General features: G+C 53.8%; 22 protein-coding genes. 5 read left to right on the top strand and 17 right to left on the bottom strand.

Translation table 11 applies throughout. The annotated features are described in order from the left end of the window. Window positions 1-202: 202 nt before the first annotated feature. The 10 genes from mutS to MKX42_RS15750 all read right to left on the bottom strand — a co-directional run bounded on the left by mutS (window position 203) and on the right by MKX42_RS15750 (window position 12,482). Entirely contained in the window at window positions 203-3,061 is a 2,859-nt protein-coding gene (gene mutS / locus MKX42_RS15795; RefSeq protein WP_340753313.1) for a DNA mismatch repair protein MutS, read from the bottom strand. A 350-nt stretch (window positions 3,062-3,411) separates the two neighbouring features. After that, window positions 3,412-3,831 carry a SpoIIAA family protein gene (locus MKX42_RS15790; protein ID WP_340753312.1) on the bottom strand — a complete coding sequence of 140 codons (420 nt, stop codon included), beginning with the start codon at window positions 3,829-3,831 and terminating at the stop codon, window positions 3,412-3,414. A 52-nt stretch (window positions 3,832-3,883) separates the two neighbouring features. After that, window positions 3,884-5,401 (bottom strand): putative amidoligase domain-containing protein, encoded by a 1,518-nt coding sequence (locus MKX42_RS15785; RefSeq protein WP_340753311.1) that lies wholly within the window; start codon window positions 5,399-5,401, stop codon window positions 3,884-3,886. Window positions 5,402-5,814: 413 nt separating this feature from the next. Continuing rightward, window positions 5,815-6,372: an outer spore coat protein CotE gene (locus MKX42_RS15780; protein WP_340753310.1), complete on the bottom strand. Its 558-nt coding sequence runs from the start codon at window positions 6,370-6,372 to the stop codon at window positions 5,815-5,817. A 358-nt stretch (window positions 6,373-6,730) separates the two neighbouring features. Further along, window positions 6,731-7,750 (bottom strand): HD-GYP domain-containing protein, encoded by a 1,020-nt coding sequence (locus tag MKX42_RS15775; protein WP_340753309.1) that lies wholly within the window; start codon window positions 7,748-7,750, stop codon window positions 6,731-6,733. A 136-nt stretch (window positions 7,751-7,886) separates the two neighbouring features. Beyond that, window positions 7,887-8,876 (bottom strand): aromatic acid exporter family protein, encoded by a 990-nt coding sequence (locus tag MKX42_RS15770; RefSeq protein ID WP_340753308.1) that lies wholly within the window; start codon window positions 8,874-8,876, stop codon window positions 7,887-7,889. 95 nt (window positions 8,877-8,971) lie between these two features. Further along, window positions 8,972-9,724, bottom strand: coding sequence for an ABC transporter permease (locus MKX42_RS15765; protein WP_445322071.1), 753 nt, complete (start codon window positions 9,722-9,724; stop codon window positions 8,972-8,974). Between the two features lie 80 nt (window positions 9,725-9,804). After that, the gene (locus MKX42_RS15760) at window positions 9,805-10,584 is read right to left on the bottom strand and encodes an ABC transporter ATP-binding protein (protein WP_340753306.1); all 780 of its coding nucleotides are present in this window, start codon (window positions 10,582-10,584) and stop codon (window positions 9,805-9,807) included. 14 nt (window positions 10,585-10,598) lie between these two features. Beyond that, complete coding sequence (locus MKX42_RS15755; protein ID WP_340753305.1) at window positions 10,599-11,609, bottom strand: ABC transporter substrate-binding protein; 1,011 nt, start codon at window positions 11,607-11,609, stop codon at window positions 10,599-10,601. A gap of 228 nt (window positions 11,610-11,837) precedes the next feature. After that, window positions 11,838-12,482: a hypothetical protein gene (locus tag MKX42_RS15750; RefSeq protein WP_340753304.1), complete on the bottom strand. Its 645-nt coding sequence runs from the start codon at window positions 12,480-12,482 to the stop codon at window positions 11,838-11,840. A gap of 183 nt (window positions 12,483-12,665) precedes the next feature. On the opposite strand from MKX42_RS15750, the gene MKX42_RS15745 reads away from it, so the two are divergent. Beyond that, window positions 12,666-12,905, top strand: a complete 240-nt coding sequence (locus MKX42_RS15745) for a hypothetical protein (RefSeq protein WP_036699054.1) — start codon at window positions 12,666-12,668, stop codon at window positions 12,903-12,905. A 184-nt stretch (window positions 12,906-13,089) separates the two neighbouring features. Here MKX42_RS15745 and MKX42_RS15740 read toward each other — a convergent pair whose 3' ends face one another. Further along, window positions 13,090-13,227 carry a hypothetical protein gene (locus MKX42_RS15740; RefSeq protein WP_179090468.1) on the bottom strand — a complete coding sequence of 46 codons (138 nt, stop codon included), beginning with the start codon at window positions 13,225-13,227 and terminating at the stop codon, window positions 13,090-13,092. Window positions 13,228-13,555: 328 nt separating this feature from the next. Here MKX42_RS15740 and MKX42_RS15735 point away from each other — a divergent pair, with 328 nt between their 5' ends. After that, the gene (locus tag MKX42_RS15735) at window positions 13,556-14,182 is read left to right on the top strand and encodes an FMN-dependent NADH-azoreductase (protein WP_036699056.1); all 627 of its coding nucleotides are present in this window, start codon (window positions 13,556-13,558) and stop codon (window positions 14,180-14,182) included. Between the two features lie 477 nt (window positions 14,183-14,659). On the opposite strand, the gene rsgA is transcribed toward MKX42_RS15735, so the two are convergent. The 4 genes from rsgA to MKX42_RS15715 form a co-directional block, all read right to left on the bottom strand. Beyond that, window positions 14,660-15,751, bottom strand: a complete 1,092-nt coding sequence (gene rsgA / locus MKX42_RS15730; RefSeq protein WP_445669377.1) for a ribosome small subunit-dependent GTPase A — start codon at window positions 15,749-15,751, stop codon at window positions 14,660-14,662. A 529-nt stretch (window positions 15,752-16,280) separates the two neighbouring features. Next, the gene (locus MKX42_RS15725) at window positions 16,281-16,952 is read right to left on the bottom strand and encodes an HAD family hydrolase (RefSeq protein WP_340753302.1); all 672 of its coding nucleotides are present in this window, start codon (window positions 16,950-16,952) and stop codon (window positions 16,281-16,283) included. 154 nt (window positions 16,953-17,106) lie between these two features. Continuing rightward, the gene (locus tag MKX42_RS15720; protein ID WP_340753301.1) at window positions 17,107-17,565 is read right to left on the bottom strand and encodes a DUF3939 domain-containing protein; all 459 of its coding nucleotides are present in this window, start codon (window positions 17,563-17,565) and stop codon (window positions 17,107-17,109) included. 120 nt (window positions 17,566-17,685) lie between these two features. Continuing rightward, the gene (locus MKX42_RS15715; RefSeq protein WP_340753300.1) at window positions 17,686-18,282 is read right to left on the bottom strand and encodes a DUF2087 domain-containing protein; all 597 of its coding nucleotides are present in this window, start codon (window positions 18,280-18,282) and stop codon (window positions 17,686-17,688) included. Between the two features lie 199 nt (window positions 18,283-18,481). Between MKX42_RS15715 and MKX42_RS15710 the strand changes: the two genes are divergently transcribed. After that, window positions 18,482-19,468 carry a YpdA family putative bacillithiol disulfide reductase gene (locus MKX42_RS15710; protein ID WP_340753299.1) on the top strand — a complete coding sequence of 329 codons (987 nt, stop codon included), beginning with the start codon at window positions 18,482-18,484 and terminating at the stop codon, window positions 19,466-19,468. Between the two features lie 21 nt (window positions 19,469-19,489). Continuing rightward, window positions 19,490-19,933: a DUF441 domain-containing protein gene (locus tag MKX42_RS15705; RefSeq protein ID WP_340753298.1), complete on the top strand. Its 444-nt coding sequence runs from the start codon at window positions 19,490-19,492 to the stop codon at window positions 19,931-19,933. 106 nt (window positions 19,934-20,039) lie between these two features. Here the strand turns inward: MKX42_RS15705 and MKX42_RS15700 are convergent, their stop codons facing one another. Beyond that, window positions 20,040-21,788, bottom strand: coding sequence for an ABC transporter ATP-binding protein (locus tag MKX42_RS15700; protein WP_340753297.1), 1,749 nt, complete (start codon window positions 21,786-21,788; stop codon window positions 20,040-20,042). A 119-nt stretch (window positions 21,789-21,907) separates the two neighbouring features. Between MKX42_RS15700 and MKX42_RS15695 the strand changes: the two genes are divergently transcribed. Next, a complete protein-coding gene (locus MKX42_RS15695; RefSeq protein ID WP_076085194.1) occupies window positions 21,908-22,423 on the top strand; it encodes an ADP-heptose synthase in 516 nt (171 codons plus the stop codon). A 226-nt stretch (window positions 22,424-22,649) separates the two neighbouring features. Here MKX42_RS15695 and MKX42_RS15690 read toward each other — a convergent pair whose 3' ends face one another. Further along, window positions 22,650-22,952 (bottom strand): HesB/YadR/YfhF family protein, encoded by a 303-nt coding sequence (locus MKX42_RS15690; protein ID WP_340753296.1) that lies wholly within the window; start codon window positions 22,950-22,952, stop codon window positions 22,650-22,652. Between the last annotated feature and the right edge of the window lie 73 nt (window positions 22,953-23,025).

Genomic DNA, 23,025 nt, shown 5'->3' with positions numbered 1-23,025 from the left:
GACTAATGCAACCCCTCTTAGGGTCTGAACGGACTGGAGTGCGCTTATTTCCTCTCCAGCGAATAGGATGGTGTGAAATAGCCTGACATAAGCGGCTCTGTGTCCGTAAGCTTGCAAAAAGCATAACTGTATAAGAAATAAGAGCGTCTCAGTCCGCAGCGTGCTTTACGTTAAACAGAATGCCGCCAACAGTTCCGCTGAACTACAGCTCCCTTGCCTTCAGCTTCAGCTCATTCAGGAGGCCCATCGCCTGCAGCGGGGTCATGTTCATCAGATCCGCGCCTTGCACGGCGTTGATTAGCTCTTTAAGCAGGGGATTGTCTTTGACGGCCGGTGCCGCTGCTCCGCCCTTGCGGTGCTTACGCGGCTCTTCCTCGCCAAAAATAGACAGCTGCACTACTTCATTGTCCTCTTCCTCTACAGGAGAAGCAAGGGATACGGCAGTTTCCCGCTGTCCGGCAGCCACAGAAGCTGCTGCTTCGGGATACAGGTCCGGATGTGCCGGAGCTTGCGTGTTGCGTTCAACCGAATAGGACCCGCTGCCTGTGGAAGCTCCTTCCCTGGTATCCGGCGTCTGCGCAGCGGTAGTCTGATTCTCCTCTATGACTGTTCCGGTCCCGCTCCGGTCACTGTAACCCATGCCGTAATTCAGCGCTGCGGTGCCCGGCGGAGAAGCCTGCTCAATGCTCTGGAGCAGCCCGTAGGCCCGGTCGATAATTCCTTCCGGCAATCCAGCCAGCCTTGCACAATAGATCCCGTAGCTGCTGTCTGCAGCCCCAGGCACCAGCTTGCGGAGGAAGTTCACCTTGTCGCCGCTCTCCTGAACTGCCATCGAATAATTCCGCAGCCCCTCAAGGCTCTGCTCCAGATGGGCCAGCTCATGGAAATGCGTCGAGACCAGTGCCTTACAGGCGATGGTATCATGCACATATTCGATCACCGCCTGGGCAATCGCCATCCCCTCGCTGGTCGAGGTCCCCCGGCCCAGCTCATCGATGATGATCAAGCTGCGGGCAGTTGCTTTCTCGGTCATGACCTGAATGTCGGCCATCTCGACCATGAACGTGCTCTGGCCGCCGATCAGGTCGTCCGCTGCACCGATCCGCGTGAAGATGCGGTCGATCAGTGCCACCTCGGCGCTGGCTGCAGGCACGAAGCAACCGATTTGGGCCATAATGCAGATGAGCGCCACCTGGCGCATATACGTGCTTTTGCCGGCCATGTTCGGTCCTGTAATCAGCAGGATATTGCCCTCGTCCTTGCTCAGTGTGCTGCCGTTGGCAATGAACGCCGAATCCTTCAGCACCGCTTCCACGACCGGATGGCGTCCGCCTTCGACCCGCAGATCATAGCTGTCGGACAGCTTCGGCTTCACGAACCGGTGCTCCGCACTGACCGCCGCGAGGCACTGATACACATCAATCTCCGCCACTTTCTCGGCCAGAGCCTGCAGGCGCGGAACCTGGCTGCTGATCCGCTCGCGCAGTTCGGTGAACAGACTGTACTCCAGATCGGTCATCTTGTCCTGGGCTTCCAGGATCAGCGCTTCCTTCTCCTTCAGCTCCGGGGTGACATACCGCTCGGCATTGGCCAGTGTCTGCTTGCGCTCGTAACGGCCTTCCGGCAGCGAGGACAGATTGGAGCGGGTAATTTCTATATAATATCCGAAGACTTTGTTGTAGCCGATCTTGAGGGATTTGATCCCGGTCACCTGGCGTTCCTTCGCTTCAAGCTCGGCAATCCAGCGCTTACCGCTGCTGCTGGCTTCCCGCAGCTCGTCCAGCCGCTCATGGTAGCCCGCGCGGATAATTCCGCCGTCACGCACGGACACCGGGGCATCCTCCACAATCGCCCGTTCAATATCCTCACGAAGCTCCGCGCATTCATCCATGGATGCGCCGATCTCTCTTAACGTGGAGGAGCCGGAGGTCAGGCACATCTCCTTCAGCGCAGGAATCTGGGCCAGGGACAGTCTGAGTGCGTTCATATCCCGCCCGTTCGCACTGCCGAAGGCAATCCGCCCGACCAGCCGCTCCAGATCGTAGATCTCCTTCAGGGCCCCGCGCAGGTCCTCGCGGACGATGAACTGATTATACAGATAATCGACAGCTTCCAGACGGCGCTCAATCGGCACGCGCTGCAAGAGCGGCTTATCGATCCGGCGGCGCAGCAGGCGGCCGCCCATAGAGGTCTCGGTGCGGTCCAGGAGCCAGAGCAGCGAGCCTTTTTTGGAGCGTTCTCTGACAGTCTCGGTCAGCTCCAGATTACGCCGGGTGAATGGATCGAGAATCATATAATTCCCCGGCTCATAAGGTGAAATCTGGGTAAGCTGCCCCAGGGAACGGCGCTGGGTCTCGCTGAAATAGGAGATCAGCAGCGCCAAAGCACGGCCGCGCTCCTTCTCCAGCCGGACCCAGGCCGCTTCGCCGAACTGGCGGCGGGCCAGCGCCTCCTCCTGCTTGTCCCACGGCGTATAGACCACAGGCTTGGCCAGCAGAGAAGCTTCACTGCGCAGCTCCTCCAGCAGGGCCGAATCCCCGATAATCTCCGCAGGCTCATAGATACCAATCTCATCGCGCAGCCACTCAGTGCTTGCGAGTACCGAGGTGACATACAGCTCACCTGTCGTCAAATCGCAGGCGGCCAGCGCCATCATCCCGTCTTCCTCTGTTACACAGACGAGGTAGTTGTTGCTTTTGTCCGAAATGATCTTGCCGTCCATCACCGTACCCGGTGTTACGACCCGGACGATATCGCGGCGGACCATCCCTTTGGTCACGGCAGGATCATCCAGCTGCTCGCAGATCGCGACCTTGTAGCCCTTCTCGATCAGTCGCTGTATGTATCCCTCGGCGGCATGATACGGCACACCGCACATCGGAATTTTTTCAGAGGTCCCGCCATCGCGGCCTGTTAAAGTAATCTCAAGCTCTTTGGATGCAAGCAGCGCATCTTCAAAGAACATTTCATAGAAATCGCCCAGACGAAAGAAAAGGAAAGCGTCTTTAGCCCCCTCCTTGACTTTGAGATACTGCTGAATCATCGGCGTATAGTTTGCCATCGTCTACCTCCATACCTACTTCATACTGTTCTCTATTATAGCAGAAACTCCGACCATATCGTTACCTGCTAAAAGCTGGTGCGTGCAGCAGAGCGGGCGCGGGGTGGGGCCAGGGAGGGAAATTTGCCGGTAAAAAAGCATTTACCTGTGTGGTACAGCAAATGAATTATATGTTGAAAAGCCTAGTACCTGAGGATAAAGAAATGGATGGTGGTGGAGGCGCGAGTGTCGCGGTTGTGCTCGGTTTCGCATACATGCGGTTCACGTTCCTATGTGCCAGAATAGATAGACTTAACGCCATTAATATTAAAAAACCAGTCGCGCAAGCGCAAACTGGCTGAACCAAGATTTTATGTTGGATATGCCTCCAGCCAAATCATGGCTTGCTCTTCATCATCAAAAAATTGCACGGAATCCTTGGTGTTAGACTGCTGTAAATGGTTCAGTATCTCCCCTTCCTCCAGGAGAAATGCTATGGCTATGCTGTGGTTTAATATGGACTCATCAAAGAATTTATCTTTCCACGCTCTTTGAACTGAAAAATGATCCGGCGTGTATCCTTTGCGGTCCACCAGCAATTTAAACTTCCGGCCGTCAGCAATAACCTGCCTGCACACCTGCTCAAACCCTTCAAACCATTCATGTACATCCTCTGTACTGACTCTGCCTGTCAAACAGGTTACAATCACATCTCCTGAAACGGTTGTACTGATATTCTGATTACTCAACTGAAAACCCTCTCCTTCAGTGACAATTATGAGAGTAAACATCCCATAAAATCAATAAATTTCTATCATCACAGACGAGAGAGGGAGTAGCGGTTTAAGCAGGAGGCTGCGGCTGCAGTTGCGCGCTCCGTACCCAGGAGCCGCGGATATCCCGCGACTCATCCCAGCTCTGCTGCTCCGCTATGGCGCGCAGCAGCGGATCAATCCACCGGGCGGCGGCTGCGTAGCCGCCCAGTGCGCGCAGCTGCGCCTCCAGGGGAGGCCAGGCTGTGCGCAGAGGAGATTTGCCGCCGCTGTAGAAGGCGGCATGCAGGTCTTCCCGGTCGAGCGGGCGCAGCGGCAGGTCTTCATAATGGCTCACGATCAGGTGAGCCAGGGCGACCGCGCCTTTGGCGATGACCGGGGAGACCAGGAAGCTCGGCAGGGTCCGGTACTCGAAGCCGCCATGCGGCTGAGGGCGGAAATCGCCGAGCACGCCATAGCGGGGACGCCGGGCCGCAGCCCGGATGTCCTCCAGCAGGAACAAGGGCAGCGCTAGATAGTTATCCAGCGCGCGCAGGAGCGGCGCACACAGCGTGACGCCGCTGAAGTGCAGGTGGCCGCCGAGGGCCCAGCCCCGCAGCGGCATACCTCCCGCCCGCCAGCGCAGCGAGCGGTCGGCAATGAGCCGGTCCGCCTCGCGTGCGGCGGACATCAGCTGCGCCAGCAGCGCGCGCGGTTCCCCGCGCGGCGCAGGGCGCAGCTCCGCTACCGGGAACACGCCGCGCGTTCCCGGAGGTCCGGCGTCGCAGCCCGCGACGCCGTCCATGGGCAGGTACCGCGACGCCGGCACGACGCGGCCCGTGGATTCCCGGAGCAGCAGGAACTCCGGGTCCATGCCCATGAGCAGCCCGGGCCGGCCCGGCTGCTCACTGCCAAGCATCCGCGCAAGCGCTGCGGATGCTGACCGGTACGGCTCAGGCAGCGCTCCTGCGGGATCAGGCATCACCGGAGTGATGCCTGTCACCATGTACCGCCGCCCGCCCATGGCCCGCAGCTCCACCTCGCCGCTGTCCAGTCCCAGACTATACAGCGCCCGCACCGCTGTAGTCCGCAGAACCCCCGCAGTCCCCCGCAAATCCCTTCCCCCACCACTCCCATACTCCTCTTGCCCTCCAACTACTCCCGAACTACTCCCATACTCACCCTGCCTTCCAGTTCCTCCCCCGCCACTCTCATACTCATCCAGGCCACCAGTTCCTACCCCAACAATCCCATGCTCCCCTTGCCCTCCAACTACTCCCGAACCACTCCCATACACCTCCTGCCCCCCACCTCCAACTCCCTCACTCCCATTCCCCCCCAACCATCCAGCCCCCAGTACCCCGCCCATAGCCGCTCCCGCTCCAAGCGGCTGGCAGTCCAACACAGCCAGATTGAAAATGAGCACAAGGTAGTGCTGTCTGTAGCTTGCGGGGTCTTGTCCATGCGAGTGGGCATGGGGATCTCTTGTATCTTGTCGCCGCGACCCTCTAGCGATAGAATCGGAGTCGGCCTCAATCCCGCAGCGCCGGAGCCTGCGTTCGATCTGCTCCGGCGCAAGCTGCCGGAATACGTTCAGCCCTTCATTCATGTCTAATGCCTCCGCCCATACGAAAATTCCTCAGGGCCGTATCCCCTCGCGCACCATCCTGTACCAGACAATACCCTTTGAGCATAAGCCGCTGAGGAAACCTGACCCCCAATTCATCATGCAAGTGGAAACGGCTTTGCCGTCCTTTAAAGGACGGTACCGTTTCAGAGAGAAATAGAACGCTATCCCCTTACAGCTTAAGCTTCGGGCAGTCGCTGCCGCGCCTCCAGCGCAAGCATCCCCCTCCGCATCTCTGTGCCTTGAAGGATACTCAATAAGCCTACATCCTTACCATTCAAAAAAATATTTTTGTATTTTAAAAAAAAGAGGGCATTCGCCCTCTACGCCGCTGCCCTCTCATCATATAATGGATCATAACCCACACAGTACTTCAGGCAGCGGCGCATTCCTTCCTAGAGCTCATCATCCAGAGCGTCAGGGTCCAGATCATCGTAATCAAAGCTCTCGCCTTCAAAATCATAATCCTTGTCTTCCAGATCGTCACTCTGATCACTGACATACACGCGGACCTTGGTCTCAGCCACCAGTTCCGCCTCGAACTCGCGTTCTACCCGGAGTGTCACACTGCCTCCGCCCGGCGATACCCCGGCTTCCACACAATTGGGTTCCTGCGTTGCCTCCGCAGAGACCTGTGCCGTGGAAGCACGGTGCCTCGGGTCGAGGTACGACAATGGAATAAGCTCCACATAGGAGACCGTTTCCTTTGCAACCTCGGTCTGCTTGTTTTTGTCGTACGAATACCAGATGTTCACATCATAGGTACCAATTACTTCGATTCCGTTCCCGGCGGCAACCGCTTCGTACTGGTGGTTAATGATCCAAGCCCCCAGAATACTAGTCGGATGATGTGGCGGAGTCACGGTATGGGTTGCTGTAGAGAACTTACGACCTTTGCCGCAAATTGCCTTCGTAATGATCTCCCTTGTTTGACGTTTATGGCTTAATGACATCTTTGAACCTCCTCCATACAATCATTCACTATCAAGTGTATGCACGTTCTGGGCATTTGTTGATTGTTAGAGTAGAAATAAATTTGGGTAAGCCCTCAGATGCCGTAACTGAAGCCCTTTGCTTCATTTTATTGCCGGTTTTAGTCCATTATGAGTCTTCTGACCCGAAAAACAAGTGGAAACGGCATTGCCGTCCTTAAAAGGACGGCACCGTTTCAACGAGAAATAGAAAGATAATGTATGATGCAAAGCCTATAAATTTTTATATTTAACAAAAAGTAGCGGCTCCCCCGAACCGGGAAAACCGCTACTTTTTGTTGTGCCAACATCTTAAGCCGGGAAGGGGCCAGGCTCCCTGCTAGGAAAGTACACGTACGATGCCAAGCTGCCGGTGGCGGCTGAGATCGATGAAGTCCTCACCAATGTTCACCAGCGGACGCAGCGGGTCATGGGCCAGAATCATAATGATTTTGCCGATCTGCCCGTCCGTCAGGAGCACCTCATTGCCGATCATCGACTGCATCAGCTTATTAATGAACACACTGCAGATATACGGGTCCAGCTTGCCGTAGACATTCTCGTCCATCTGCTTGAGCACCTCATACAGCGGCGCGGCTGTACGGTAGAACCGGTCCGAAGTCATTGCGTGGAAAATATCAGCCACCGCTACGATTTTGCTGAAATCCGTAATCCGGTGGCCCAGCACGCCAAAGGGGTAGCCGCTGCCGTCCATCCGTTCGTGATGCTGCAGCGCCACAAGTGCCTGCATATGATTGGTGCCCACCGTATCGCGGATCATCTCATAGCCATGGGTAGTGTGCTTCTTCATCAGGGCATATTCATCCTCACTCAGCGGACCCGGCTTGGTAAGGATCTCGGCCGGAATCATAATTTTGCCGATATCATGAAGCGTCGCAGCAATCGTCAGCATGCTCAGCTCGTCCGGCTTCAGCTTCAGCCATTTGCCGAGCAGCGTAGAGATGATGCCTACAGCCACATTATGCCTGTATGTATAATCATCCTTAGTCTGCAGCGCAGACAATATTCCAAAGAAATCATTCTTCTCGCTCACCTGCTGGATGAACGGGATCACTTCATTCCTGAGCTCAATCATCGGCAGACGCTTCGTCTTCGTATAGCGCAGCTGCTCAAAAATACTCTCCATCGCCGCCGTACAGTCATCCACAGCCAGCTGATAGAATGCAGCACTGTCGACCTGGACCACATCCTGCGGCTCCAGAACGATCTTGTGCTGCGTAATCAGGCGGATATGCTCTCCGGTGAGCAGGGTCAATGCCGGCAAGACAAATACACCGCTATGATTAAAAAGGTTCGCTACCAGCTGTTTGCCGATATATTGATCATTGCTGTTATTCATATTCCTCACCTGCCAGACCAAGATTCTTGGGTTTTGGACATAACTTAAGAGACAAGCTCACTTAGGGTGCTTATGTTTCTTATCGTTATTTTACACCGGATTGTGAATACCTGACACCTAAATTACATGGATTTGCTTACGCTTTGCCCTTCGCAGGCTGCTTGTCCTTCGCCGGACGCAGCTCCACCGGGCTTTTATAGCGTTTGGCAATCTTAAGATACAGCGCAAGCTCGCGGCATAATTGCAGAATCGCGGAGCGGATCTCGAATTCCTCACGCGAATCCGGCAGCTCCATCTCCTGGAACTCCTGCTGCAGCTCCTCCAGCAGCCGTTCGGTCCGGCCGGTATATTCCTCAGCCAGCACATCGCCGCTAAGCTGGTCGAACAGCTCTGCCACCATATCTCCGTGCGGCAGCTGCCGATAGACCTGCGCGAGCAGCTGCATCATATTCTGGATCGATTCCAGCTGCTCCTTACGCATATAGAAGTACACATTCCAGGCTTCATCCGGGTGGATCACATGATTCTCCATTTCCCTGGATGCCGCGCTCAACCCCTTCTGTACAGCCTCCCCTGCCCCGATCAGCTCTTTCCCGTCCCAGATATAGCCGGGATCACGGAGCGTTCTGGCCATTTGCCGGAAGATGACCGAGAAGTAGCCGTCCACCTCTTTGCGGATGCCCGCAATGATCCCGCCGGTCTGCGGCATATAGATGAAGTTCACAAGTCCGGCTGAGCCGAGGCCTATAATCAGCAGCTCCACCTGCTGCAGCAGGATATGAACCGTGATATCAGCTTGTCCAAACACGCGGAATACAATTACCGAGCTGGTGACGATCCCTTCCTTGAAGCCGGCTTTGACGATCAGCGGGAAGCCGAACAATACATACAGTCCTAGTACCCAATAATGAAAGCCCAGGGCCCAAAACAGAATACAGCCCAAAAAGAGTCCCACCAATGAGGCGAAAAAGCGCGCCGAAATCGTGCGTAGACTCCTTTTACGGGTCGTTTCCACCCCGAGAATGGCCAGCAATCCCGCGCTTTGGGCATTAGGGATACCAGCGGCGGCTGCCAGCAGAATAGACAGCAGAGTTGCAGCCGCCGTTTTAATAATACGAAATCCCATGTGAATATCTCTCCTACACCGTTAAGCTTCATCATTCAGATAAAGATATAGTCATGGTACAAGATTTTGCCAAGAGACACAATATGACATGGTTCTTACCGTCTCGACAGCAGCAGCTTCTCCACATACACCACCAGCTGGTACATGGCAGTAGCCACAGCCGCAATAATGAGCAGGCTCGACATGACCAGGGTGAAGTTGAACACCTGAAAGCCGTAGATAATCAGATACCCCAGCCCCGATTTCGCAACCAGAAATTCACCGACAATGACGCCGACCCAGGACATCCCGACATTCACCTTGAGGGTGGAGACCACCGCCGGGAACGACGCCGGGAGAATGACTTTGCAGAACTCCTGGCTTTTGGAGGCACCGAAGGAGCGGACCACCTTGACCAGATTCGGGTCCACGCTGCAAAAGCTGTTGTACACTACCAGAGTCGTGATAATCACAGTAATAGATAAGGTGGTAATGACGATAGCAGTGAAGCCTGCCCCGAACATTACAATGAAGATCGGGCCTAGCGCCACCTTCGGCATACTGTTGAATACAACCATATAAGGGTCCAGAACGGCGGACAGAAAAGGCGACCACCAGATCACGACAGCCAGCAGCGTCCCGATTAAGGTGCCCAGAATGAAGCCCACCGCGGTCTCGCCCACGGTCATTCCCAGATGCGGCCACAGACTGCCGCTGACCATGTCCTCCCAGATCTGCCCGAACACCTTCGTCGGATAGCTGAACAACAGCTCATCGATCCAGCCCATTCTGGCCCCGGCTTCCCAGAGCACGAAGAACACCAGCAGCAGGCTGCTCCGGACCATAAGCACCTGACTCTTGCGGCGCAGCTTCTTCTTCCTGTAATCCGCATGCTTCTGTTCCAGCCACTGCGCACGGGAAGCCGTCTCACGGGGCTGCGCTTCTGTATTCACATTTCTTCCCTCCCTGCCAGCTCCATTTCCTTCCATACCTCGTGAAAAAGCTCCGCAAAGCCCGGCAGGTCCCGCGCATACAGCGGCGGGGTTCGGCGAATCGCTTCCGGAATCTCAAAAATCCTGCGGATTCTGCCCGGATTCGGCTGGAGCAGAATGACCCGGCTGCTGACCGCAATCGCTTCAGACAGGTCATGCGTAACCAGAATCGCCGTGGTTCCCCGGCGCATCAGCGTCTCCGAGACCAGATCCTCCAACTGCAGCTTAATCTGGTAGTCCAGCGCCGAGAATGGCTCATCAAGCAGCAGCAAGCTGGGGTCGGTAGCCAGTGTCCGCACGAGGGCAACACGCTGGCGCATCCCTCCCGAGAGCTGTGCCGGATAGGCTTGCTCCTTGCCTTCCAGCCCCATATCGGCCAGCAGCTGCAGCGATTTGGCACGCGAGCTTCCTGTGAGCCTTCCGGTCAGCTCCAGCCCGAGCAGCGCGTTATCCTCAATCGTCCTCCAGGGGAACAGATAGTCCTGCTGGAGCATATAGCCGACTTCCGGTGAAGGTCCCGCGGCCTTACGTCCGCTGAGCAGCACCTCACCGCGTGAAGCCTGCAGCAGCCCGGCGATGATCGACAGAATCGTTGTTTTGCCGCAGCCGCTCGGTCCGACCAGACTGACGAATTCACCTTGGCCGACGCTGAGATTCAGATCCTCTATAGCAAGCGAAGCCTCGCGGTCTCCCAGATAGGCGTGCGTGACTTCCTTCAACTCGACTACTGGAAGCATAGTGGTCGGCCTCCTCACTCCTTAATGGTGCTCTCTGCCTGCTCTGCAAAGCTGTTATTAACAATTTTAGCGGCAGGGATTCGTTCCTTCAGCTCACCGGCATGGTCAATGACATCCAGCAGATTATTCCATTCCGTGTCATCAATTACCGGATTCACCGCATAGGTATCCTGTTCTTTATAACGGCCGATGGCAGAGACCACAATGCCCCGGTCAATCTTTTCAAAATAAGGCATAACCGCGTCAGCAATCTCCTCAGGATTATGAGCCTTCACCCATAACTGGGCACGCTGGACCGCATTGGTGAATTTCTGCACCGTATCCTGATTCTTAGTCATGTAGCTCTGCTTGGACATGAATACCGTATACGGCAGATAACCGCTCTCTACCCCGAAGGAAGCGACCACCTGGCCCCGGCCTTCACGCTCGAAGATCGATGCCTGAGGCTCGAACAGCTGCACATAATCTCCGGTCCCTGAAGCAAACGCGCCGGCAATATTGGCAAAATCAATGTTCTGGATCAGCGTCAGATCCTTCCCAGCATCAATCCCCTTGCTGCGCAGCGTGAATGCGCCCGCCATCTGCGGCATGCCCCCTTGCCTTTGCCCCAGGAAGGTCGAGCCCTTCACTTTGTCCCATGTAAAATGGCTGTCCGGTGTACGCGCGAACAAAAAGGTTCCATCCCGCTGCGTAAGCTGGGCAAAATTGATTACAGGATCTTCCGCCCCCTGCTGGTACACGTAAATTGAGGTCTCCGAACCGACCAGCGCCACATCGATGGCTCCTGATAGCAGGGCAGTCATCGTTTTATCTCCGCCAGGTATCGTCTGCAGCTCCACATCCAACCCTTCATTCTTGAAAAAGCCCTGCGATAAAGCCACATATTCAGGCGCATAGAACACGGAACGGGTAACTTCGCCGATCTTCACCTTGACATCACCGGATTTACTGCCACAGCCTGCAAGAACAGAGCCGAGCACAAGTATCAACAAGAACGGCAATGACAATCTTTTGAACCCTTTCATCCTCTCCACTCCTTTCCTCCCGGGTCTTTCGCCCTTGCTCTATGCATATGCGGGAGTCTATGGAAAGGTTAAAGCACAATATATAAAACGCTTACATTTTATTCGGTGCATTAACCCCGCCCACATTATGAACGATCGCAGTGCCGTATTCACGCTGTACCAGACCAGCGAGCCGGACTCGTCAGAGTGGGGCGGTGCTTCCGGCGCGGCTATTTTGCAAGAACAATCTTAATAGAGCAGCCATTCTCCAAAAGCATGGCATAGCTCCGCCCGGGTCAGCGGGAACGCAATGATATAACCGTCATCCTGTTCACCGCTGCTGCGTAGAAGCCATCCGCCCGAAGAAGCTTCAATGTAAGAGATCTGCTGGAGGGTCCAGCCCTCATCATTCCTCGCACATAACCGCAGTTCACCGGACGCTGTCCGGTTCTTAAGTACTTTAGCCAATTCCACAGAGCTATCAGGATCACCTGTCTCCGCTTCCAGTGAAGCCGCCAGCACACAGAGGTTCCACGTTCCGGCCTTCTTATGAATCTCCTCATAACTCCGTCTGGACAGGAATACCGCTGGAGCAGAATAGTTCCGGGGCTGCGCACGCTCGAAGCAATTGAACAGGTAATAGCAGGCGCGCTTTCTCTCTGCCGGCTCCTTTAGCTCGCATCTGAAATCGTCCTCTTCCGTTAATCCTGTCAGGAGGATCTTATCCTTATGTACTTGCAGGCATACATCCTGCGCATATTCACGCTCATTGAATTTCATTCTGCATATCCGCTTGGAGCCAGCGGCTGTGTGCAGGAGCTCTGCCACCACTCTACGCTGGGTCTCACCCGGGAACAGATACTGTGCCAGACAGATACAATCTTGCTTATTCACATTCTTTATCCCTTCCTCTGTAGCATACATGTAAGTATTACTGTAAATGAGTGGCTTTCAAAAAAACAGCAAAACTATAAAACTTGCAATCTTTATGTTATCATAAGCTAATTTTAAGGTAAAATTAAGAAACACAGGGTAAGATCAATACCATGAAATACTTTTAGCGAGGTGGTTTTCAAAATGAGAATGCTCATCACATTTCAAAACAAGCTTGTCCCTGTATATTTCACAACAGAAAACAAACAGCCGACCCAAAAAGTACTTCGACTGCTAAACAGCACCCTTGAACTCAAAATTCAAAAAGGCAAAAATGCCTTGCAGACCTGTTTGAATTCCCTGATCAGTATCGAAATTAAAGGCTCAGAAGCTATATTGCACAGTTACAGTGAAAATGATTCATTGGCCTTATCCCTCTATTAAACAGAGGGATATTTTTTTGCCGGTATACATATATGGATAAACAACAACAAGTGAAAATCGCCTACATTAGGCCCACAGCTAAGACAGTATTTTCCTAATAAAATAAAAAAGCACATGCCCGCAAATGAGGGATGCGCTTAGTCTATGGGTTACAGGGGCTTAACACTCAACATTATACCGGCAGTCATCCAATCCGGAGGTTCCGGTTCTCCTCTTTCTCCGCCTTTTTAATTCGCAATTTGAACAACTTCACCAGGTTACGCCGGGTATGCTCTTCGTGACAGCTGTCCAGTTTCTTCAGGATGAAACGGTCGATGGACATGTCAATCGCTCCTTTAAATGGGGGGCTTAGTCCCGTGATCTGGAGAGGGAATCATTTCCTCTTCTCCTTATATCACCTATATAACCGGGCCGCTGATTCCTTAAACTTGTCCCTGACTGCGCCTGCACCGCTTGCGAAATTAGGAATACTACATATAGACCGTTCAAAACGAATCAGAACGCTGTTATAGAAGATATGGTACATTTGCGAAGGATAGCAGCTTCTGTAGGCAGAATAAAAATTTTATCCGACGGATATTTACAAACTAAAAATTAAATGCTATATTATCGATAGTTAATATTAAATAGATATCTAAGGAGAAATCATAATGTCGAATGTACTGTTTATCAAAGCTAATAACCGCCCTGCCGAGCAATCCGTAAGTGTTCAGCTCTACAACGAATTCCTGTCCAGCTACAAGGAGACTCATCCTCAGGACCAGATCACTGAACTCGACCTGTTCGCTGAACAGCTTCCTTACTACGATAACACTCTGATCACTGGTGTATACAAAGCCGCTCAAGGCTTCGAAGCTACTCCTGAAGAAGCAGCAGGCGCAGCACTTGTGAAGAAATATCTGGACCAGTTCCTGGCCGCTGACAAAGTAGTATTCGCCTTCCCGCTCTGGAACATGACCGTTCCGGCTGTACTGCACACTTATATCGATTACTTGAACCAGGCTGGAACTACCTTCAAGTATACTGCTGAAGGTCCAGTAGGATTACTGACTGGTAAAAAAGCAGCTGTTCTGAACGCCAGAGGCGGCGTGTACTCCGAAGGCCCGGCCGCAAGCGCTGAAATGGCTGTTAACTTCATCATGGGCAACCTGAACTTCTGGGGCTTCAAAGAAACTACACAGGTAATCATCGAAGGACACAACCAGAACCCGGACAAATCCGCTGACATTATCGCTTCCGGTCTGCAACTGGCCAAGACAGCAGCAGCATCGTTCTAATCTGCTATTATATGATCCAGCATACGAAGGGGGCTGTCCCAAACTTGGGACAGCTCTTTATTTAATGTTTGAAGCTTTTAGAAAATCGAGAACTTGGCTCCTCATTAGAACATCTACTTTTGGGAAAGGGCCAGATGCCACTGCTATAACAGTTGCTGAAGCAGGTGGATTTTCTCCACTTGCTATCGAACAGGAGGCCTCAATCTAGAGAGCAGTTGGAAAAAAGGCACTTAATCTCCTCCAACCCTTCCCAATTGATGTATTAGCGGGGTAACAAGTGACGTTTATCCACCTAATTTCCCAAAATGCTCTTAAGTCACCAAATTAAGATACGTTTTTCAACTACTCTCCGGGATGACGTAGCTCCTGCTTACACAATGCTCAACATCCAGCAAGTTTAATCCGTCATGCAAACTTTCATCCCTATTCCCATGCTCGCTTCTATGCTTCTACAACGCCTTGGGATTTCAGCGCCGCTCAATATTCGTCCAGCACCCGCTGCCAGCTGCCCGCCTTGGCACGGGGCGGAGTGCTTTTGGTAGAGGCGGCGGCTGTCTTGCGCTTCTGCCGCGCTTCCTTGCTGTTCTGGAATTGCAGCTCCTTCTGCGTCTTGTGGTAATTCTGCAGCCGCTTCCCGTCCAGCACACCACTCGCAGCCGCCTCAAGCACGGCGCAGCCTTCCTCCCGTGTATGAGTGCAATCACTGAAGCGGCATTCCGCCGCAAGTGTACTGATCTCACCGAACGCCAGGTCCAGCCCGCCGTCATCCTCCCATAATTGCAGCTCGCGCATTCCAGGCGTATCGACGATGATTCCGCCATCCGGGAGGATGAACAGCTCGCGGTGTGTAGTCGTATGACGTCCGCGGCTGTCCCCTTCCCGCACATCCTGGGTGAGCTGCAGATTGCGGCCGCTGAGCCAGTTGACCATCGTCGATTTGCCGCAGCCGGACGAACCGGTCAGAGCGACCGTCTGGCCGCAGCCGATGTAGGGCTGAAGCTCCTCCCGTCCGTCACCCAGCAAGGCGCTGACTACATGGACCGGGACACCGGGAGCCGCCTGCTGCATTTCGGCCATTTTCCGCTCCGGCTCGGTGCACAGATCTGCCTTGGTCAATAGAATGACGGGACTCGCTCCGCTGTTCCAGGCCATAATCAGATAACGCTCCATCCGCCGCACATTGAAATCATCATTCAGTGCACTGACCAGGAATAGGGTATCCACATTGGAAGCCACAATCTGCTCCTCCTGAGTCGGGCCCGCCACCTTACGCGAGATGACGCTGTGACGGGGAAGCACGCCATGAATTACTGCATGCGCTCCTCCATCCTGCATCGCCAGGACCACCCAGTCGCCTACCGCCGGATACTCGCCGGACCCGCTCAGCGAATGCCGGAACTTGCCTGACAGCTCACCCCATATTTCACCTGCTGTGGTAATTACTCTGTATTTACTGCCGAAATCTCCGGCAATCCGGCCCGGCGCATACTCCCTGTCGTCCAGCAGCCGCAGCTTATCTGTCCATTTTCTGTTCCATTCTTCATTCCATCCGTACTGTTCAAGCTTGATATCGATATTCATGTATTTCCTCCTGAATGGGTTATTATCATACCTCCGCTTAACACATCGTCCATGTATCTCCGGGCAGCATTGGCTCCTCACGCCGCATACAAAAAAACCGCCGGAACCCAAAGGTTCCGGCGGCAATGGCAGACCTGCAGCGGTCCGGCCTATGCTGTAGTACAGCAAAGGACCGCCGCTGGGCAGAGTCATTCCAGAATAGCGGAAGCTACTCTCTTCGTGAGAAGGAGCAAACACCGCTATTTCGGGCGTGATGCAGCAGACCTGCACACGCAAAAAAGCCGCCGGAACCGATACGGTTCCCGGCGGCTCCAGAAGGCATCATAGAGCTTGCTTGTGAAGCTGGGATTAATAATTACTCCACAGCCGCATTTCCCGGAAGACACGTATCCACAACAGTAGCAACCAATCCTGAACCGCTAGTATAAACTGCCATTTGACATCGTCTCCTTCCGAAATAATATGCTGTAATAATATACGGCCCGGATACCGTTTGTCAACAGTGGGCCTAACTTGCTTAAATAATACCCCGGAGCTCCTCCAGCTCCTGAATGACCGCGAACGGCTTCACGTTCAGCGATTCATCCCAAGGGTGATTGCGTTTCAGCCAGATTGTATCCATCCCGCTCTGCGCCGCCCCCCAGATATCATTCACGGGGTGATCCCCGATGAATACAGTCTGCTCCGCCGTGGAACCCAGGCGTTCCAGGGCTAAGCGGTAGATCGCAGGATCAGGCTTGCTGATCCCGGCTTCGCCCGAAATGACAATCGTGCGGAAGTAGCCGCGGAGTCCGAGCAGATCGATTTTGCCATATTGAATATCTGTGCCGCCGTTCGTGACCAGGCCCAGCGGATATCCGCGTTCCCGGCAATACTCCAGCGTCTCCACCGCATGCTTCATCATCGCCCCGTGGCGGATATAGGTCTCGTCATAATAGGCCCGGATGTCCGCAGCGGTCAACACCTTCTCCCAAGGAAGAACCTCGCTCAGTTCCGCGAAGAACCCATCCTTATCCCGGTATCCGTCAGCATCCCTGATAATCATATCCTCCACCACCTGCACGGCCTGCTCTTCGCTAAGATGTCCCAGGTGATCCTGCACAAACTTCGTGCTGAAGCTGCGGAAGGTCTGATCCCGGTCCATCAGGGTGTTGTCCAGATCAAACAGCAAAGCTTGTACCTCTCTCATGTATACGCTCCCCTTCTGTCGTCCAATTCTGCGATAAAACACCAGATGCTTATTGTACTACGCCCCGTGGCGCAAAATAAAGACCATTCCGTCCGGAAGGACAACGTCTCCTTCGTCAGAATGGCCTGTATAGGGGGATCAGGTGCCTTAGCTTTCAGGATTCAAAATGCTCTGCCCGGTGCGTCAGCATCATTTCCTCGTCGGTAATATAGAGCGGGAACGGCGGGGTCTCCTTCAGATAACGCTCGGTGGACAGCAGCCGGTAATGAACCTCAGGGAGCCAGGCGTCTTCGAGCAGCGGCAGCTTGCCGGTGTCACTGATATAATTGTCTACCGCCGATTGAACCATGTCGAGGTAGTACGGCACCAGCTTGTCAGATTCTTCAAAAATCTCAAAGGTCTCGCTGGACATATAGAATTTCTGCTGCGGAACTCCGCCTAAATATCGTTTGAGCCGGTTCAGGTCAATACTCTTATCTTCCTGGATCAGAGCAGTACGGTTAATGGGAGCGGGCATATCTTCTTCAAATTGCCTTACAGCCTGCTTGATCTGCGGCAAGGTAACGGTTGGATGATTGGGTGGCAAGTTTTTTTTGGCACGTTTGAATATCATACTGAAGGTCTCCTTTCGAAGCATATGTCAGATAACGCTTACAATACCATTTTATTCGTTATTTGAACAATTAATCAGCAGTTTCGCACTTGTCATAAAAAATCCCCATTTATTAGATCATTATTTGACATTTTCCCAGTGAGTCCAGAGTTCGGGCGGGTTGAGCTCGTATCGCTCATTCTCCCGGTACATGAATTGGTGCATAATGAACTCGCGGCGGATTGTGGCATAATCATCATAGAAAGGCTTAATGAACTCGTTAATCTCTTTCTCCGAATAGACCACACCCGGTTCGAGCTTCTCCACCATATATTGCAAAGCGATTAATTTCTTCTTGTATTGCGCGGGAATCTGGCGCAGTCGTCCGTCTTTGGCAAAAAAATTACGGAGCACTGACTCCTTCAGACTGTGTTCAGGCGACTCTTCTTCCATCTCCTCCACCCCCTTTGCAAAAATAAATTTGAGCGAGGCCTCGGAGCCTGCCTGGATAAACTCGGGATTCAGCTTAAAATATACGGTATTCTTGTCTCTGCGCTCCAGAATCAGCGCGGCTTCACGCAGCTTGGCTGCATGATGGGTCACTGTAGGCTGTGACAGATTCAGCTTCTCGGCTAAGGCATGACCGTGAACCTCGCCCCGGGACAAGAGCAGAAGAATACGCAGCCGGGTGGGATCGGATAAGGCTTTGTGATAGGCGACAATTTTGTCTAACTGCAAGCGGGATCACGCTCCTACGGATATTCGTAAGGCAGTCTGAGGGACCTGCCAACTTATACTTTAGATATATATCTAATTATATACCCATCTTGTCATCTGATCAATCCCCAATTTGCGGAATTCACCGGCCATGGCAAAAAACAAAAATATAAGGTACCATTTACTGAATAGAATACTACCTTAGGAGGACATAGATATTATGCTAGACGTTATTATTATCGGCGCCGGTCCCTGCGGACTGTCTGCAGCCATCGAATGCCAGCGCCAAGGGCTTTCCAGCCTGATTGTGGAAAAGAACTTCATTGTCCATTCCATCTACCTGTACCCGACCAACATGCAGTTCTTCAGCACCACCCCGCTGCTTGAGATTGGAGATGTGCCCTTCACCTCTCCGAACGACAAGCCCTACCGCCATGAGGCGCTTGTCTACTACCGTCGCGCCGCTGCGCAGCATCAGCTTGAGATTGCCGCTTATGAAGAAGCGCTATCCGTTCTGCCGCAGGAGGATGGCAGCTTCGTTGTACATACGGTCAATAAGCGCGGCGAGGAGCAGGAGCGCAGAGCAGCGAACGTAGTCATCTCTACCGGTTACTTCGATCAGCCTAACCTGATCGGGATTCCCGGGGAGGAGCTGCCGAAGGTCACGCATTATTTTGGTGAGGCACATCCTTATTCCGGCATGAAGGTGGCTGTAATCGGGGGCAGTAATTCAGCGGTGGACGCTGCGCTGGAGCTGCTGCGGGTAGGCGCCAAGGTGGATATGGTCTACCGGGGAAGCAGTATCTCGGACAATATCAAGCCTTGGGTGCGTCCGATCTTCGAGAGTATGGTGCAAAAGGGGAGCATAACGCTGCATCTGGAATCGCGCGTCACGGAGATCACCCCGGCCTCGGTCCTGGTAACCTCCTCTGTGAACGGGGAACCTACCGAGCTGGATAATGACTTCGTGCTGGCGATGACCGGCTTCCGTCCCAGCAGAGCCCTGCTCACCTCTGCCGGGGTGCAGATGGATGACTCTATGGATAAACCAGCCTTTAACCCCGCTACAATGGAGAGCAATATTCCGGGCATCTATGTCGCCGGGGTTATCGCTTCCGGACGGAATGCCAACGAGGTATTCATCGAGAGCGGGCGTGGGCACGGCAAGCTGATTGCCGATCATATTGTGAGAACAAGGCTTACTTAAGAGAAGGAGTGTATCCAAGCTATGGATATAACCTCGTTATTGCTGCTGGGTCTGGCAGCGCTAGGTGTCATCAGCAGTAACTCACCGATAACCATCGCTATGGTCGTGCTGCTGTTGATCCGTGTGCTGGGACTTCAGCAGGCTTTTCCCTGGCTGGAGAAATACGGGCTGACCGTCGGCATTATCATCCTGACCATCGGGGTTATGACGCCGCTGGCCAGCGGGAAGATCTCCCTCCAGACCGTCGGACAGTCATTCCTGCACTGGAAATCCCTGGCCGCCATCGGAGTTGGAGTCCTGGTCGCTTACCTGGGCGGACGCGGAGCCGTGCTCATGGGCAGCCAGCCGACCATCGTCGCCGGGCTTCTCATCGGAACTGTCCTTGGGGTGGCTCTGTTCAAAGGCGTTCCCGTGGGACCGCTGATTGCCGCCGGCATCCTGTCGCTGCTGATTGGCCGGATGTAAGCTCAGATCCACCTTAAGACCAAGGTAAGACGAAACAGGCTGCAAGTCCACCTACGCGGGTGGAACTGCAGCCTGTTTTATTCAAATACGAATAGTATTAGCCGCACTAAGCATCCAGCCGTTGAACGTTGAACAGCCGGGCGTAGCTCCCCGCAAGGCCCATCAGCTCCTCGTGGGTGCCGCGTTCGGTGATCCCGCCGTTCTCCAGTACGATAATCTGGTCGGCATGGGTAATCGTGGACAGCCTGTGGGCCACAATCAACGTTGTCCGCTCGGATGCGAGGGACTGCAATGCCTGCTGGATCAGATGCTCGGACTCCAGATCCAGCGCGGAGGTCGCTTCGTCCAGAATCAGCACCTTGGGGTCTTTCAGGAACACCCGTGCAATCGCCACGCGCTGCTTTTGTCCGCCGGACAGCTTCACACCCCGCTCCCCCACCTCGGTATCATAACCTTCCGGCAGCTGCATGATGAAGTCGTGGGCATTCGCGGACACCGCCGCCTTCATGACCTCCTCTTCCCCCGCTTCCGGGTTCCCGAACCTGATATTGTCGCGTACCGAGCCGCTGAACAGGAAATTATCCTGCAGCACCATGCCCACCGTCCGCCTCAGACTCTCCTGGGTCAGCGTGCGGATATCGTGTCCGTCCATGCGCAGACTGCCTTCGCTGATGTCGTAGAAGCGGGGAATCAGGCTGATCAGCGAGGATTTTCCGCCCCCGCTCATCCCGACAAAAGCCACCGTCTGGCCCGGAGCGATGCTCAGATTAATGTCCCGCAGCACCCACTCGTGCTCGTCGCTATACTTAAACCACACATTGTTGAATTCAATCTTCCCTGCTGCCTTCAGCAGCGGCTTCGCGCCCGGAGCATCAACAATATCATACGGCTCATTCAGCAGCTCCAGCACACGTTCCAGCGAAGCCGATGCCTGGGTCAGTACCGTCGAGGAATTGATCAGCCGGCGCAGCGGCGCATACATCCGGTCCAGGTAACCGAAGAAGGCCACGAAGGTTCCGAGCGTCAGATTGCCTTGGATCACCTGGTATCCCCCATATCCAATGACAAGCAGCGGAGCAATATCAGTCAGGGTGTTAATAATCGCGAAGGTGAAGGCATTCCACCGCGTTTGCGCCAGCGCTTTTTGCAGGAACTTGCCGTTGATCTCCTCGAACTGCTGCAGGTCTACCCGCTCCATCGTGAAGCTGCGGATGACGGCAATCCCCTGAATCCGTTCATGCAGATAGCCCTGAATGACGGCAAGTGCCTGCGACCGGTCTTTGGTCAGTACCTTGAGACGCTTGTACAGCGTATTGACGGCAATGCCATACAGCGGCAAAATCGCAATCGCCACCAGCGTCAGCACCGGATTCAGATAGAGCATGAAGCCCAGGGCGAAGAGCAGGGTGAACATATCCAGCCAGACATTCATCATTCCGACCTCAACGAGATTCTTCGACTGCTCCACATCGTTGATGAACCGGGAGATGGCCTCTCCCACCTTCGTATTCTGGTAATAACGCAGCGACAGCCGCTGCAGATGCCCGTAGAGCTTATTTCGCATATCGAAGAGGACCTTGCTCGTAATCAGCTGAGCGAAATACTGACGGTAATACTCCACCGGCCCGCGGACAATCACGAACAGAATCAAGCCCCCGCATATCACCGTCATCAGCTTCGAGACCCGCTCCGCTATCGTCAGTGCCGGATTGCCCAATAGCTCATCGACTACATATTTCAGAATCATCGGCAGCGTCAGCGGAATGCTGAATTTGACCATCCCGATGATCAGAGTGAGCACAATCCATTTCATATACGGCCGAACAAAGGTATAATAAGATTTCCAAGGTTTCACAGCGTGTCAGGTCCTTTCCAATTCATTCTTCATCAGGGTGCAGTTGACATTTGCGCGCTGCAGTGTTTTATTATTTTTAAACAGTTACGGTTGCAGTACCGAAATTCAGGAGGATAATGATGCCCAGACAATTTGTGACGGAAGCCGTCATGATGGCGATTTACGGCCAGCTTCTCATCCCGCGGAGCCCTGTAGAATATATAGTCCCTTATACCACAATTATGGAGCTTTACGAGCTGCGGGACAGCGATGAGCCGGTGATGAGCCAGGCGGATGATGACAAGCATGTCAGACTCAGAATCCGCGAGCTGATCAACTATTTCGAGGAGCCGCTCAATGCCAAGAAGATCAACCGCTGCCTGAACGTCCCCTGGGCCAAAAGCTCCGGTATCCTCCTCGGCGGACACGCGCAGATCACCATTATCAACAGCGTTGACAATGCCTCCTACGGAGAAGCATTCGATCCGATTGAGACAGAACTGCTGCTGGCGTCCCAGCGTGAGAAGGTGCCAATTCTGACCGACCAGTTCGAGCTGATCCAGCGCATCATCGAAGGCGGAGTTCCCGTCCAGGTCTATGACATTGATGATTTCGAGTTCGCCATGGAGGAAGAAACCTTCCGCAGCTCGCACTGATCGCGTCACCTGAGCGGCGGGCAGCTTCGCTTTCCTGGTGCGTACAAGTGGAAACGGCTTGGCCGTCCTTTTAAAGGACGGTACCGTTTCAGCGAGAAATAGAAGGATAAGTTATCGTGTGAAACCTATAAATTCTTATATTGTGGAACAAGCCCTTGCCTGACGGCAAGGGCTTGTTCAGCATTCCCGGCAGTGCCGGGATCTGCCATTCGCTCCAGCTCTCCCCTTATGCCACCGGCACAGGCTCATACTTGTATTCGATGTCATCGTCCGCCTGCGAATAGACAATAGACAGATTGTACCCCTCCATATACCACAGGTCCTGCTCTTCCATATAGAAGGTCAAGCCGCCTTCCCTGAACTGCACAGCAGGACGTCCAGGCAGCTCGGTGGCAATGCCCAGCGAGAAGCCTGGATGCAGGCCTCCGCCTGAGCTGTACCGGGGAAACAACCGGATATATGCACCCTCCTGGAGGCTCAGTTCTCTTTTGAACCAGGCGGCTGCTTCCGGACTAATTAATATGTTCATCTCTCCACTCCTCCCCTCTACCCCAATCATACCCAAAAAACTTCAATTCACCAAATCACTGCAGCACTCCTGC

Origin of the sequence: Paenibacillus sp. FSL R7-0204, assembly GCF_038002225.1 — a bacterium.
Lineage (GTDB): Bacteria > Bacillota > Bacilli > Paenibacillales > Paenibacillaceae > Paenibacillus_AQ.
This window is presented reverse-complemented; position numbering and strand designations above follow the sequence as displayed.

What these genes read in the sequence shown, in the direction of transcription:
- mutS (WP_340753313.1), bottom strand. Translation starts at nt 3,061, where the DNA reads ATGGCAAACTATACGCCGATGATTCAGCAGTATCTCAAAGTCAAGGAG.
- MKX42_RS15790 (WP_340753312.1), bottom strand. Translation starts at nt 3,831, where the DNA reads ATGTTTACTCTCATAATTGTCACTGAAGGAGAGGGTTTTCAGTTGAGT.
- MKX42_RS15785 (WP_340753311.1), bottom strand. Translation starts at nt 5,401, where the DNA reads ATGAATGAAGGGCTGAACGTATTCCGGCAGCTTGCGCCGGAGCAGATC.
- MKX42_RS15780 (WP_340753310.1), bottom strand. Translation starts at nt 6,372, where the DNA reads ATGTCATTAAGCCATAAACGTCAAACAAGGGAGATCATTACGAAGGCA.
- MKX42_RS15775 (WP_340753309.1), bottom strand. Translation starts at nt 7,750, where the DNA reads ATGAATAACAGCAATGATCAATATATCGGCAAACAGCTGGTAGCGAAC.
- MKX42_RS15770 (WP_340753308.1), bottom strand. Translation starts at nt 8,876, where the DNA reads ATGGGATTTCGTATTATTAAAACGGCGGCTGCAACTCTGCTGTCTATT.
- MKX42_RS15760 (WP_340753306.1), bottom strand. Translation starts at nt 10,584, where the DNA reads ATGCTTCCAGTAGTCGAGTTGAAGGAAGTCACGCACGCCTATCTGGGA.
- MKX42_RS15755 (WP_340753305.1), bottom strand. Translation starts at nt 11,609, where the DNA reads ATGAAAGGGTTCAAAAGATTGTCATTGCCGTTCTTGTTGATACTTGTG.
- MKX42_RS15745 (WP_036699054.1), top strand. Translation starts at nt 12,666, where the DNA reads ATGAGAATGCTCATCACATTTCAAAACAAGCTTGTCCCTGTATATTTC.
- MKX42_RS15740 (WP_179090468.1), bottom strand. Translation starts at nt 13,227, where the DNA reads ATGTCCATCGACCGTTTCATCCTGAAGAAACTGGACAGCTGTCACGAA.
- MKX42_RS15735 (WP_036699056.1), top strand. Translation starts at nt 13,556, where the DNA reads ATGTCGAATGTACTGTTTATCAAAGCTAATAACCGCCCTGCCGAGCAA.
- MKX42_RS15725 (WP_340753302.1), bottom strand. Translation starts at nt 16,952, where the DNA reads ATGAGAGAGGTACAAGCTTTGCTGTTTGATCTGGACAACACCCTGATG.
- MKX42_RS15720 (WP_340753301.1), bottom strand. Translation starts at nt 17,565, where the DNA reads ATGATATTCAAACGTGCCAAAAAAAACTTGCCACCCAATCATCCAACC.
- MKX42_RS15710 (WP_340753299.1), top strand. Translation starts at nt 18,482, where the DNA reads ATGCTAGACGTTATTATTATCGGCGCCGGTCCCTGCGGACTGTCTGCA.
- MKX42_RS15705 (WP_340753298.1), top strand. Translation starts at nt 19,490, where the DNA reads ATGGATATAACCTCGTTATTGCTGCTGGGTCTGGCAGCGCTAGGTGTC.
- MKX42_RS15695 (WP_076085194.1), top strand. Translation starts at nt 21,908, where the DNA reads ATGCCCAGACAATTTGTGACGGAAGCCGTCATGATGGCGATTTACGGC.
- MKX42_RS15690 (WP_340753296.1), bottom strand. Translation starts at nt 22,952, where the DNA reads ATGAACATATTAATTAGTCCGGAAGCAGCCGCCTGGTTCAAAAGAGAA.